Genomic DNA, 12,315 nt, shown 5'->3' with positions numbered 1-12,315 from the left:
GGTTGACGGTATTGCCGGCCAGACCGCCGAGGGGCTGGTGGATCTGAGCCTGACACCCGAGGCCCGGCCCGGCGATTGGGTTCTGTGCTTTCTGGGCACGGCGCATGAGGTCATCGGCGCGGATCGCGCCGCGCTGATCCTGGCCGCCTTGCAGGGCCTGCGCGCGCTGATGGCGGGGGGCGATCTGGGCGCCGCCTTCGCCGATCTGGAGGCCCGCCCCCCCAGCCTTCCCCCGCATCTTCAGGCCGCGCTGGAGGCGGGCCGCAGCACAGGTTGACCCGTCATGCATGATCACCACCCGCACGAACTGGCCTTCGCCCCGCCGCGCCCCGCTGGCCCGCATCCGCTGCTGGCGCGGCTGGAGCAGGAGCTGGGCTGGCCCCGCCTGACCACGCTGGCCGAGGCCGAGGCCTTCACCGCCCGCCCCGGCGCGCATTGCCTGTTCATCCCCGGCGACCCGCAGCGCAACCTTGAAACCGCCGATGCCGCCGTGATCCTGCCGGAACTGCGCATGGCCTTTCAGCATGCCTTTGATTGCGCGCTGGTCGATGATGCCATCGAGGCCACCCTGCGCGAGACCCACCGCGCGCTGAAGGCGCCGGGCTATCTGTTCTTCCGCGAAGGCGCGTTTCTGGGCGCCATCGAGAAGATCCGCGACTGGGACGATTACATGATCCGCACCAGCCATATCCTTGCGCTCGCGCGCTGAGAGGGGGAGACGAAGATGGCCCAGAATTTCCACCTGCCGCCCAGCGGGTTCGGCCCCGGCTCGCAGCCCGATGAGGGCGAGGGGTTCGACTGGCTGCCGCTGCCCTCGGGGATGCGCACCTATGACATGCACCTGCCCGACATCGCAGAGACCGGCCCGCTGGCCCCGGCGCTGACCCTGCTGGGCCAGATCGCCGCCGCCTGCGACCGCGTGGCGGCGGGCGGGGCGGCCGAAGCCTTCGATCTCGCGGGTCTGGATACCCCGAACCGCGCCCTGATCGCCGAGACGCTGGGGCAGGGCGAGGTGTCGGTGCGGGCGCGCGGCGTGCCTGCGGTGGCGATGCAGGAAAGCGTTTTCGCCGGGGTCTGGGTGCTGAATGGCGCCGGGATCGACCGCGCCGAAGTGGCGCCGATGCCGCCTCTCGCGCTGGCGCGGGCCTTCCAGCCGCAGCGCCCGGCGCGGCTCTTGCAGGCGCCGCGCGGCCCGGGCGTTGTGAATGCCCCCGCCATTCTGGCCGAGCTGACCGACAAGGCCGCCGCCTGGCGCGGCCCCGCCGATCTGCATGTGGTGAACCTGACGCTGCTGCCCCATACCGAGGAAGACCTGCTCTGGCTGGCCGAGGCGCTTGGCGAAGGCGCGGTCACGCTGTTGTCGCGCGGCTATGGCAATTGCCGCATCACCGCCACCGCCGTGCCGCAGCTTTGGCGGGTGCAGTTCTTCAACTCGATGGAGGTGCTGATCCTCGACACCTTCGAGGTGACGGCCATGCCCGAGGTCGCCCTCGCCGCGCCCGAGGATCTGGCCGACAGCGCCGGGCGTCTGCGCGAAGTGCTGGAGGCGATCCGATGAGCGCGCCGCGTGCTGGCTTTGAAGGCTCCTATCTGGGTGCCAATGACCGCATCAGCCCGCGCGCGCTGATGGAATGCAAGATCTGCTGGACGACCTATGACCCGGCGGAGGGCGATGATTACCGGCAGGTGCTGCCCGGCACGCCCTTCACCGCCCTGCCGGAGGATTGGACCTGCCCGGGCTGCGATGCCCCCAAGGCGCAATTCATCGTGCGCGAAGATCCGGGGTCGGAGGCCATGCGCGAGGCGGCGCTGATCGGCGCGCGGACCGCGCTGCTGGTGGCCGATTTCCGCGAGGTCTATCACGCCAAGATGCGCGATGTGCCGATCATCAATCAGGCGCTGCATGTCGAGGCCGTGGGCTTTCGCGCTCATGGCGAGGGCTATTTGGGTGTGTTGATCGCGCCCTGGTTCATGAACCTGATCCTGCTGCCCGGCGAGGGGCAGGATTGGGCAGGGCTGAAACCCGGCGAGAAAGAGGTGATCGGCTTCCCCTCTGGCGCCTACGAATTTCTGCACAACACGCGCGAGATGGTGGGCGGCTACAAGGCCTGCTCGCTGTTCTCGCCCATGGCCGATTTCACCAGCCAGTTGCAGGCGGTCGAGGTCGCCAAGGCGGTGATGGCCGAGCTGTTCAATGGCGAAAATCTGGAGGAGACCGACCGCGCCGCCGAGATTCGCGCCGCGCGTGAGGCCGAACTGGCGCCGCCCCCCGAAGCCGCGCCGGAACCTCAGATCGAGCCGCAGCCCACCCGCCGCGCCGTGCTGACCGGCGGCTTGTCGCAGCCTTCCGGGGCCAGCGAATGATCGGGCCTGCGCGCTTGGCACTTGTGCCGCAGGGCCATGGCCTTGCGATTCAAGGGCTTGGCGCGCAGGCGCCGGTGGCGGGGCTGATGCTGGGGCGGCGGGTGGAGGAGGTGGCGCGGCTGTTGCCCGCGCTGTTTGGCCTCTGCCGGTCGGTGCAGGAAACAGCCCTCGCCATGGCACTGGATCAGCCCGCGCCCGATCCGGCGGCGCTGCGGCGCGACATGATCCGCGATCATCTGGCCAAGTTCTGCCTGCATCTGCCGCGCCGGCTTGGCCTGCCGGTGCAGCCTTTGCCCGCAGGCTGGGCCGAGGGCGGGGCGGCGCTGCAACAGGCGGTGCCGGGCCTTGCCGCGCCGGTCATGGCCGCCGTGGCGCAGGCCTTCGCCCCCGGCGAGGCGGTCAGCCAACTGCCTGCGATGGTTGATCCTTTTGCCAAAACCCCCAGTGAAAACAGCCTTGCCAGCCGCCATGCCGGGCATCCTCGGCTGCGGGCCGCGCAGGCGCAGGGCCATGGCCCCCTGGCGCATCTGGTGGCGCGGGTGCTGGATCTGGAGGCGCTGGCTTTGGGCCAGATGCCCAGCCCCCTCCGCCTGCCCGATGGCACGGCGCTGGTGCCCTGTTCGCGCGGGGTTTGCGCGCTGCGGCTGCGGGTGGCAGGTGGCATCGTCACCGGATTTGACCGCGCCACGCCGACCGATCACCTGCTGATGCCCGGCGGCCTGCTGGCGGCCAGCCTTGCCACCCTGCCTGCCGACAGGGCTGGCCTTGCGCCGCTTTTGGTCGATATTCTGGACCCCTGCATCGCCTTGCAGCTGGAGGGGGCCGCCCATGCATGAGATGTCGCTCTGCGAGGGCATTCGCAAGATCGTGGAAGATCAGGCCCGCCAGCACGGCTTTGCCCGCGTCACCACCCTGCGGCTGGAAATCGGGCGCTTTGCGGGCGTCGAGAAACCGGCGCTGGCCTTCGCCTTTGACGTGGTGATGCGCGGCAGCCCCGCCGAGGGTGCCAGGCTGGAGATGCTGGACCTGCCGGGCCGGGCGCAGTGCTTTGACTGTGGCGTGGCGGTGGAGATCGACCACCGCCTTGCGCCCTGTCCGCTGTGCGGCGGCGGCAAGCTGCTGCCAGAGGGCGGCGATGAGATGCGGATCAAGGATATGGAGGTGCTGTGATGTGTACGGTGTGCGGATGCGGCGATGTGGTCACGCTGGACGGGCGCAAGGTCAGCCATGACGAGGCGCATCGCTTCGGGCTGGCCCATCACCACCCGGCGCCCTCGGGCGGGCTGCATCACTATGGGCTTGGCGCGGCGGGCGTCTCGGTTCCGGGGATGTCGCAGGCGCGGCTGATCGAGGTGGAAACCTCGATCCTCGCCAAGAATGACGCGCTGGCGGCGGGCAACCGGCAGGTGCTGGCGGGGCTGGGGGCCTTTGCGGTCAATCTGGTCTCTTCGCCGGGGTCGGGCAAGACGACCCTGCTGTGCAAGACCATTGAGGCGCTTGGTGCGGCCCCCCTCGCGGTGATCGAGGGCGACCAGCAGACCGACCATGACGCCGCCCGCATCCGCGCCACCGGCGCGCGGGCGGTGCAGGTGAACACCGGCAAGGGCTGCCATCTGGATGCGCAGATGGTGGGCGGCGCCATGGCGGCGCTGGCGCTGGAACCGGCCTCGCTCCTGTTCATCGAAAACGTCGGCAATCTGGTCTGCCCGGCGGGGTTCGATCTGGGCGAGGATGCCAAGGTCGCCATCCTCTCGGTGACGGAGGGCGAAGACAAGCCGTTGAAATACCCGGATATGTTCACCGCCGCGCGGCTCGCCATCCTGAACAAGACCGATCTGGCGCCGCATTGCGATGCGGACCTCATGGCCTATGAGGCCAACCTGAAACGGGTGAACCCTGCGCTGACCGTGCTGCGCGTTTCGGCCCGGACGGGCGAGGGCATGGAGGCGTGGCTTGCTTGGCTGCGCGCGGGCCTTGCCGCCAAAACGCTGGGAGCCTGACCCGGATGGCCAGCCCGCGCCCCTATGTGCTGCTGATCGATGACGAGCCGCATTCGCTCGCCGCCATGCGCATGGCGCTGGAGGATGAGTTCGAGATTCTCACCGCCAGCGACACCACGGCGGCGGCGGCGCTGATGGCCGAGGAATGGGTGCAGGTGGTGATCTGTGACCAGCGCATGCCGGGCGAGACCGGGGTGCAGTTCCTGACCACCCTGCGCGAAAGCTGGCCCGAGACGGTGCGCCTCTTGATCACCGGCTATACCGACCCCGGCGCCATGGCCGACGCGATCAACGAGGCGGGGATTCATCAGTTCATCGCAAAGCCGTGGCACCCCGATCACCTGCTGATGGTGGTGCGCAATGCGGCGCGGCTGTTCACGCTGGCGCGCGAGAATGAGCGGCTGTCGCTGGAGATGCGGCACCTCACCACCACCTCGGAAACCCGGCTGGAAAAGCGCCGCAAGGCGCTGCGCGAGGGGATGGGGTTTGAAACCATCCTGCGCGCGCCGCATTCGCCCTTGAACCCGGTGCTGGCCGCGGCCCGGCAATTCGCCACCTTTGACGTGCCGGTGCTGCTGACGGGCGAGCCGGGCACCGGCAAGGCGCAACTGGCGCGGGCCATGCACATGGTCTCGCTGCGGTCGGACAAGCCGTTTTATGCGCTGTCGCTGGCCGGGATGCCCGAAGATCTTGTGGCGGCAGAGCTGCTGGGCGCCAAACGTGGAGTGATGGGCGCCAATCGCATCGGGCTGTTTCAGAAGGCCGACCGGGGCACGCTCTATCTTTCGGGCGTTGACAGCCTCAGCCCGGCGCTGCAACTGGCGCTTCTGCGGGTGCTGACCGAGGGGGCCTTTACCCCCCTTGGCGGGCAGGAAACCGTGACCACCAATTTGCGGCTGATGGCGGGCTCGCATCGCGATCTGGCGGCGCTGGTGGCCGAGGGGCAGTTTCGCCCCGATCTTTACTATGCGCTTTCGGTCGCGGACCTGCCGATCCCGCCCTTGCGGGCGCGGCGCGGCGATCTGGCGGTGCTGGCCCAGCATGTGCTGGCCGAGGTGGCGGCGCGGCATGGCAAGCTGGCGCATGGCTTTGAACCGGCGGCGCTGGAGTTTCTGGAAAGCTATGACTGGCCCGGAAACTTGCGCGAATTGACCAATGAAATCACACGGATGCTGATTTTCGCGCAGGATAGCGTGCTGGGGGCAGAGCTGATCTCGCGCCCGATCCTGCAAGGCCCGCCGGGCGAGGCGGGGGCGGATCGCTCGGCGCAGGCGGTGCTGACGGGCGATGGCACGCTGAAAGACCGGGTGGAGCTGATCGAAATGCGCATCCTGCGCGAGACGCTGACCCGGCACCGCTGGAACAAAAGCCGCGCGGCGGGAGAACTGGGCCTGTCGCGCGTGGGGCTCCGCGCCAAGCTGGAGCGCTATGGCATCACCGATCCCTCGGGGCGGCTGGTGGCGGATGAGGAGGAGGACTGAGCGATGTGTCTGGGGATTCCGGGCCGGATCACGGCGATCACCGATGAGGCGCGGCTGATGGCGATGGCCGAGGTCTCGGGCGTGCGGCGCGAGGTCAATGTGGCCTGCGTGGCCGAGGGGCCGTTGCAGGGGCTGATCGGGGAATGGGTGCTGATCCATGTGGGCTTTGCCATGAGCCGGATCGACGCCGAGGAGGCCGCGCGCACGCTGGAGGCCTTGCGCGATCTGGGCGAGGCGCAGGAGACGCTGGAGCAGATGGCGGTTTCGGATGAGGAGCTGGCGCGATGAAATATGCCTCGGAATTTCGTGACCCCAAGGCCGCGCGCGCGCTGCTGGCGGCGATTGCCGGGCGTGCTGACACGATTGGCGCCACCAAGGAAAATCCCATTCATATCATGGAGATATGCGGAGGTCATACCCATTCGATCTTCCGCTATGGTCTGGATAAGCTGGTGCATGAGGGGATCGAGTTCATCCATGGCCCCGGCTGCCCGGTCTGCGTTCTGCCGCGCTCGCGGGTGGATGAGGCCATCGAGATCGCGCGCCGCCCCGGCGTAATTCTGACCACCTTTGGCGATGCGATGCGGGTGCCCGGCACGCGCTTGTCGCTGTTGCAGGCCAAGGCGGCGGGGGCGGATGTGCGCATGGTCTATAGCCCGCTGGACGCGCTGGCGCTGGCGCGGCGGCTGCCTGACCGCGAGGTGGTGTTCTTTGGCCTTGGCTTCGAGACCACCACGCCGTCCACCGCGCTGGCGATCCAGCAGGCGGCGCGCGAGGGATTGGGCAATTTCAGCGTGTTCTGCAACCATATCACGGTGCCGGAGCCGATCCGCGCCCTGCTGGGCGACCCGGATATGGTGCTGCACGGCTTTATCGGGCCGGGGCATGTGTCGATGGTGATCGGGGTGCATCCCTATGATTTCATTGCACAAGACTTTGGCAAGCCCATCGTGGTGGCGGGGTTTGAACCCACTGATCTGTTGCAATCGGTGCTGATGGTGCTGGATCAGATCGCTGAAGGCCGGGCCGAGGTGGAAAACCAATATGCCCGCGTGGTGCCGGAACATGGCAACCCAGTCAGCCTTGCGGCGATTGCGGATGTTTACGAGCGGCGGCCGAGTTTCGCCTGGCGCGGTTTGGGCGAGATCGACGCCTCGGGGCTGCGGGTGCGGCGGGCCTATGCGGCCTTTGATGCCGAGGTGAAATTCGGCATCGGCTATGGCGCCACGCCCGAGCCAGAGCCGGAGGGCTGTGCCTGCGGGGCGGTGATGACGGGGCGGATGAAGCCGACCGCCTGCCCGCAATTCGGCAAGGGCTGCACGCCGGATATGCCGCTGGGGGCCTTGATGGTGTCCTCCGAAGGGGCCTGCGCGGCCTATTGGCAATATGGTGGAATGCGGGCGGCAGGGTGATGGATCACAGCAATTTCAAACCCTTGCGCGATGCTCAGGTGACGCTTTCGCATGGCGGCGGCGGGCGCGCGATGCGCGATCTGATCGAGGCGGTGTTCCTGCCCGCCTTCGGCCCCGGCTCGGGCGAGGATCAGGCGCGCTTGCAGATGGGGGCCCTGGCCGAGCCCGGGGCGCGGCTGGCCTTCACCACCGACAGCTTTGTGGTGACGCCGCTGGAATTTCCGGGCGGGGATATTGGCAAGCTGGCGGTGTGCGGCACGGTGAATGATCTGGTGGTGGGAGGGGCGCGGCCCTTGTGGCTGTCGGCGGCGTTCATCATTGAGGAGGGGTGTTCGGTCGATTTGCTGCGCCGGGTGGTGCAGAGCATGGCGCGGGAGGCGGCTTTGGCGGGGGTGTCCATCGTTACCGGCGACACCAAAGTGGTCGGGCGCGGGGCGGCGGATGGGCTGTTCATCACAACATCCGGTGTGGGGGTGATCCCGCCCACGCGAGATCTGGGAGCGGTGAACATCCGGCCCGGCGATGTGGCGTTGGTGAACGGGGTGCTGGGCGATCACGGGGCCACCATTCTGGCGGCAAGGGGCGATCTGGCGCTGTCGAGCGAGATTTCCTCGGATTGCCAAGGGCTTGGGCATTTGATGGAGGCCGTTCTGGCCGCCGCCCCCCGCACAAGGGCGGCGCGGGATGCGACGCGGGGGGGCCTCGCCTCGGCGCTGAACGAGATGGCGGAGGCGGCGCAAATCGGCGTGGTGATCGACGAAACTGCGCTGCCCTTGCGCGAGGAAGTGCGCGGTATTTGCGAGATTCTGGGCCTGGACCCCCTATATCTTGCGAATGAGGGCGCCTTGGTGCTGTTCGTGCCCGAGGATCAGGCGGCGGCGGCGCTGGCGGCGATGCAGGCGCGGCCCGAGGGGCGGGGGGCGGCGATCATTGGCCGCGCGGTGGCGGATCATCCCGGCCAGGTGCGGATGCGCACGCCCTTTGGCGGGCAGCGCATCGTCGATATGCTGGTGGGCGAGCAATTGCCGCGCATCTGCTGAAACGGTAACGGCCTATACAGTTTGCCCCGGAAATTCGGGCAAACTGTAACGGGCGATACGCTTTTCAGCGGATCGGCGTCATCACCGCGTCTTTCAGCCGGCAATCGCGGATCACATCCGGCCCGCAGCGGCGCGGCTGGAGGTCTTTGGTCAGGCACAGCCGGACCTCTTGCACCATGCCCTCGTCACAGGTGATGGTGATCTGGTCGGGCTTGAGATTGGGGTTGGCCTCCAGAAAGGCCTCCTCCACCACCGAGGCGGGCAGGGTGATGCGGCGGTCCAGCCCCTCGAACACCTCGGGGATGGAAACGGCACCGTAAGCCCGGCGCATCGTGGCATACCAGTCGCGGGCGGGCAGCCCGGCGCAGCGGCCATGTTTCTTCCACTGATACCAGGCGAGGCCGGAGGAACCCATGATGTCGGCCATGCTGTCCGACTCGCCGCGCGAGGGGTCGCGCTGGGTGGTGCGGCAGAAATCGGGCCAGCCTTCCTCATATTGCGGCCAAAGCCCGTGCAGGGTGAAGGCGCGCCCGGCGCCGCGCTCGCATTCCGGCGCGCCGCGCCCGTCGCCCTCCAGCGCGCACCAATTGGGCGACCAGCTGAGCGCCATGACGTAATAGTCGAACTCGCCCGCTTTCTCGCCCTCGGCCAGAACGGGGGCGGGCAGCAGGAGGGCGGCCAGCACCGCACCAGCAATTGAACGCATTTTCTCTTTCCCCCGCCCTGAAATCGCAGTATAGCAGCCCTTGAATTCCCTAAATTGTGGAAATCGCAACCGGCCCGGTTGCAGCCGTTTTCCCGGCGCGGGAGAGATTTGTAAAGGAGAGATCCTGATGTCGAGACCTCTGATGGCCAAGGCGACCGCCGTGTGGCTGGTGGACAATACGACGCTGACCTTCAAGCAGGTGGCGGATTTCTGCGGGATGCACGAGCTGGAAGTGCAGGGCATTGCCGATGGCGATGTGGCGACCGGCGTGAAGGGGTTTGACCCGGTGGGCAACAACCAGCTGGACCCGATCGAGATCGAGCGCGGCCAGCGCGACCCGCTTTACAAGCTGAAGCTGAAGTTCAACGCGGCGGCGGTGGGCGAGGACAAGCGCCGGGGCCCGCGCTATACGCCGCTGTCCAAGCGTCAGGATCGCCCGAATGCGATTCTGTGGTTGGTGAAGTTCCACCCCGAGCTGTCGGATGGCGCGATTGGCAAGCTGGTGGGCACCACCAAGCCGACCATCGCCTCGATCCGCGAGCGGACCCACTGGAACATCCAGAACATGCAGGCCATCGACCCGGTGGCGCTGGGCCTGTGCAAGCAATCGGAGCTGGATGCGGCAGTGCAGGCGGCGGTGCGCAAGAAGGCGGCCGAGGGCGGCGTGATGTCGGATGACGAGCGGCGCAAGCTGGTGTCGACCGAGCAATCGCTGGGCATGGCGCCCGAGGCGCGCTCGGGCGATGAGCTGGGCGGGATCGGCGGTTTTGGTGCAGTGGAAGAAAAGGAAAATCCGGCCGATTATTCGGATGCGGAAAGTTTCTTCAATCTGCCGCAGGGCGAGGATGACGAGGAAGACGACGACCGCTGAGGCGGGGCGTTTGTTGGATGGATTGGCAAGACCCCGGCTTTGGCCGGGGTTTTTGTTTTTTGATATGGCCGAGGCCATCGCCGAGGTCATGTTGAAACGTTTCCACATCGGGCCGGTGGCCCGAAGCCACCGGCCAGCGCCCGCCCTGCGGGGGGCGGGTGCTATCGCACCCACCGGGCGGGCGCTGGCCTTTGGAAGGGGGGCTGGAGCGGTCTTGCGGCGGCGTTTCCACAGGGCCGGGAAAACGCGGTGCGTTTTCTGACTCCGGCCCCTCCCCCCCTGTGCTTTTGCGCAACAGGCCCCCGGCATTTCGCCGCGCCCCCGCCGCAATTCATTAAACTTTGCCAAAATCTTGCCGTATTCTGGCCGGTGAGCAGATCGCACCGGGGAAAACCCTGGGCACAGGCACAGGCAGTATCGACGTGGCAACCTTTACCGGCGGCGCAGGGAATGACACCCTGAACGGAAGCAGCTCTGCCGACCAGATGTTCGGCGGCGCGGGCAATGACCAATTGGTCGGCAATGGCGGCGATGACACCCTGGCCGGGGGCGCGGGTGCCGACAGCCTGTTTGGCGGCGCGGGCTATGATCTTGCGGATTATTCGGCCTCGGGCGCGGCGGTCAATGTCAGCCTGACCAGCAATACCGGCACCGGCGGCGATGCGCAGGGCGATGTGCTGAACAGCATCGAAGACCTGCTGGGCTCGGGCTTCAATGACACGCTGACCGGCAACAGCTCGGCCAATATTCTGGAAGGCGGCGCCGGGGATGACGGGCTGTTCGGCGGCGCGGGCAGCGACAGCCTGCTGGCGGGCAGCGGCAATGACACGCTGGTGGGCGGCTCGGGCAGCGATGTGCTGGAGGGCGGTGACGGCATCGACACGGCGGATTATTCGGCCTCGACCTCGGGGGTGAATGTCTCGCTGGGGACGGGCACCGGCAGCGGGCTGAACCTTGGCGTCATCACCACCGTTCTGGGCGTGGGCAGCGGCGGCGATGCGGCGGGCGACACGCTGCGCGACATCGAGAACCTGATCGGCTCGGGCAGCGCCGATACGCTGACCGGCGATGGCGGCGACAACTGGCTGGACGGGCGGGCGGGCAGCGACCGGCTTTATGGCGGGGCGGGCAATGACACGCTGACCGGCGGCAGCGGCTCGGACAGTCTCTGGGGCGGCACGGGCACTGATACGGCGGATTACGCGACCTCGACCGGCGCGGTGACCGCCTCGCTGGCGACGGGGCAGGGCACCGGCGGCGATGCCAATGGCGACCGCTTCTATGATGTGGAGAACCTGACCGGCGGCACCGGCGCGGATAACCTGACCGGCAATGACGGCGCCAACCGGCTGGATGGCGGCGCGGGCACGGCGGCGGATTCGCTGTTTGGCGGCGCGGGCGACGATACGCTGATCGGCGGTCTGGGCGCCGATTCGCTGGTGGGCGGCGAGGATCAGGACACGGTCGATTACAGCGCCTCGAATGCGGCGATCTGGGTCGATCTGGCCTCGGGGCAGGGCTATGGCGGCCATGCGCAGGGCGACCGGCTGAACGGTGTGGACGGGGTGATCGGGTCGGAGTTCAACGACACGATCTATGGGTTCGACGGGCAAAGCATCTCGGGCGATGTGTTCACCAACGTCTTTTATGGCGCCGGTGGCGATGATTTCATGGATGCCCGCGCCGCCAATGACCTGGTGTATGGCGGCACCGGCAATGACACGCTGATCGGCGGCGCGGATCAGGACACGCTGTTCGGTGACGAGGGCAATGACCAGCTGTTCGGCGGTCTGGGTCAGGATGTGCTGGAGGGCGGCGACGGCCATGACACGCTGGACGGCGGCGATGGCGATGATGCGCTGGCGGGCGGGGCCGGGAATGACAGCCTCACCGGCGGCACCGGGCGCGACGCGCTGGCGGGCGGCGAGGGCAATGACAGCCTTTGGGGCGGCGATGGCAATGACAGCCTGAGCGGCGATGCCGGCGATGACCGGCTGGATGGCGGCACCGGCGATGACACGCTGGCCGGCGGCGACGGTCAGGACACGCTGCTGGCGGGCGATGGCAATGACCGGCTGGACGGCGGCGCGGGCCATGACCGGCTGGAGGCAGGCACCGGCAATGACACGCTGACCGGCGGCGATGGCAATGACACGCTGCTGGCGGGCGATGGCAATGACAGCCTTGACGGCGGCGAAGGCTCTGACCTGCTGGATACCGGCACCGGCGATGACACGGCCTTTGGTGGTGGCGGTGATGACAGCCTGATCGGCGGCGAGGGCAATGACCGGCTGGATGGCGGCGCGGGCGCCGACTCGGTGTTCGGCGGCAATGGCAATGACAGCCTCTCGGGCGGGGATGGCGCCGACAGTCTGGACGGCGGCGAGGGCAATGACAGCCTCGACGGCGGCACGGGCGATGACCGGCTGTTCGGCGGCAAT

At 67.9% G+C, this 12,315-nt stretch carries 14 protein-coding genes; 13 read left to right on the top strand and 1 reads right to left on the bottom strand.

The features are described from left to right. From JNN06_RS13555 to hypE, 11 genes are all read left to right on the top strand, one after another. Window positions 1-277, top strand: a 277-nt coding sequence (locus tag JNN06_RS13555) for a HypC/HybG/HupF family hydrogenase formation chaperone (protein ID WP_291240125.1), incomplete at its 5' end; no start/stop codon positions are given. Window positions 278-283: 6 nt separating this feature from the next. Continuing rightward, complete coding sequence (locus JNN06_RS13550; RefSeq protein WP_291240124.1) at window positions 284-709, top strand: hydrogenase accessory protein; 426 nt, start codon at window positions 284-286, stop codon at window positions 707-709. A 15-nt stretch (window positions 710-724) separates the two neighbouring features. Next, complete coding sequence (locus JNN06_RS13545) at window positions 725-1,558, top strand: hydrogenase expression/formation protein (protein ID WP_291240123.1); 834 nt, start codon at window positions 725-727, stop codon at window positions 1,556-1,558. Further along, window positions 1,555-2,364 carry a [NiFe]-hydrogenase assembly chaperone HybE gene (hybE, locus tag JNN06_RS13540; RefSeq protein ID WP_291240122.1) on the top strand — a complete coding sequence of 270 codons (810 nt, stop codon included), beginning with the start codon at window positions 1,555-1,557 and terminating at the stop codon, window positions 2,362-2,364. The genes JNN06_RS13545 and hybE overlap by 4 nt, the downstream gene beginning before the upstream one ends. Continuing rightward, on the top strand, window positions 2,361-3,200 hold the full coding sequence (locus JNN06_RS13535) for a HupK protein (protein ID WP_291240121.1): 840 nt from the start codon (window positions 2,361-2,363) through the stop codon (window positions 3,198-3,200). The genes hybE and JNN06_RS13535 overlap by 4 nt, the downstream gene beginning before the upstream one ends. Further along, window positions 3,193-3,534 carry a hydrogenase maturation nickel metallochaperone HypA gene (gene hypA / locus JNN06_RS13530; protein ID WP_291240120.1) on the top strand — a complete coding sequence of 114 codons (342 nt, stop codon included), beginning with the start codon at window positions 3,193-3,195 and terminating at the stop codon, window positions 3,532-3,534. Before JNN06_RS13535 ends, hypA begins: the two co-directional genes overlap by 8 nt. Next, window positions 3,534-4,364 (top strand): hydrogenase nickel incorporation protein HypB, encoded by an 831-nt coding sequence (gene hypB / locus JNN06_RS13525; protein ID WP_291240119.1) that lies wholly within the window; start codon window positions 3,534-3,536, stop codon window positions 4,362-4,364. The genes hypA and hypB overlap by 1 nt, the downstream gene beginning before the upstream one ends. A 5-nt stretch (window positions 4,365-4,369) precedes the next feature. Beyond that, window positions 4,370-5,845 (top strand): sigma-54 dependent transcriptional regulator, encoded by a 1,476-nt coding sequence (locus JNN06_RS13520; protein ID WP_291240118.1) that lies wholly within the window; start codon window positions 4,370-4,372, stop codon window positions 5,843-5,845. Between the two features lie 3 nt (window positions 5,846-5,848). Beyond that, window positions 5,849-6,133 (top strand): HypC/HybG/HupF family hydrogenase formation chaperone, encoded by a 285-nt coding sequence (hypC, locus tag JNN06_RS13515; protein WP_291240117.1) that lies wholly within the window; start codon window positions 5,849-5,851, stop codon window positions 6,131-6,133. Beyond that, window positions 6,130-7,257, top strand: a complete 1,128-nt coding sequence (gene hypD / locus JNN06_RS13510) for a hydrogenase formation protein HypD (protein ID WP_291240116.1) — start codon at window positions 6,130-6,132, stop codon at window positions 7,255-7,257. The genes hypC and hypD overlap by 4 nt, the downstream gene beginning before the upstream one ends. After that, window positions 7,257-8,297: a hydrogenase expression/formation protein HypE gene (hypE, locus tag JNN06_RS13505; protein WP_291240115.1), complete on the top strand. Its 1,041-nt coding sequence runs from the start codon at window positions 7,257-7,259 to the stop codon at window positions 8,295-8,297. The genes hypD and hypE overlap by 1 nt, the downstream gene beginning before the upstream one ends. A gap of 64 nt (window positions 8,298-8,361) precedes the next feature. Here hypE and JNN06_RS13500 read toward each other — a convergent pair whose 3' ends face one another. Next, entirely contained in the window at window positions 8,362-9,003 is a 642-nt protein-coding gene (locus JNN06_RS13500; protein ID WP_291240114.1) for a ribonuclease T2, read from the bottom strand. A gap of 127 nt (window positions 9,004-9,130) precedes the next feature. On the opposite strand from JNN06_RS13500, the gene JNN06_RS13495 reads away from it, so the two are divergent. Together JNN06_RS13495 and JNN06_RS13490 are read left to right on the top strand one after the other, a co-directional pair. Continuing rightward, on the top strand, window positions 9,131-9,874 hold the full coding sequence (locus JNN06_RS13495; protein ID WP_291240113.1) for a cell cycle transcriptional regulator TrcR: 744 nt from the start codon (window positions 9,131-9,133) through the stop codon (window positions 9,872-9,874). Between the two features lie 422 nt (window positions 9,875-10,296). After that, window positions 10,297-12,315 (top strand): calcium-binding protein (locus JNN06_RS13490; RefSeq protein WP_291240112.1); only part of this gene is annotated, 2,019 nt, incomplete at its 3' end.

The organism is Gemmobacter sp. (assembly GCF_016792925.1).
GTDB lineage: Bacteria > Pseudomonadota > Alphaproteobacteria > Rhodobacterales > Rhodobacteraceae > Gemmobacter.
The sequence above is the reverse complement of the archived record's forward strand: the minus strand, read 5'-3'. Positions and strand labels throughout refer to the sequence as shown.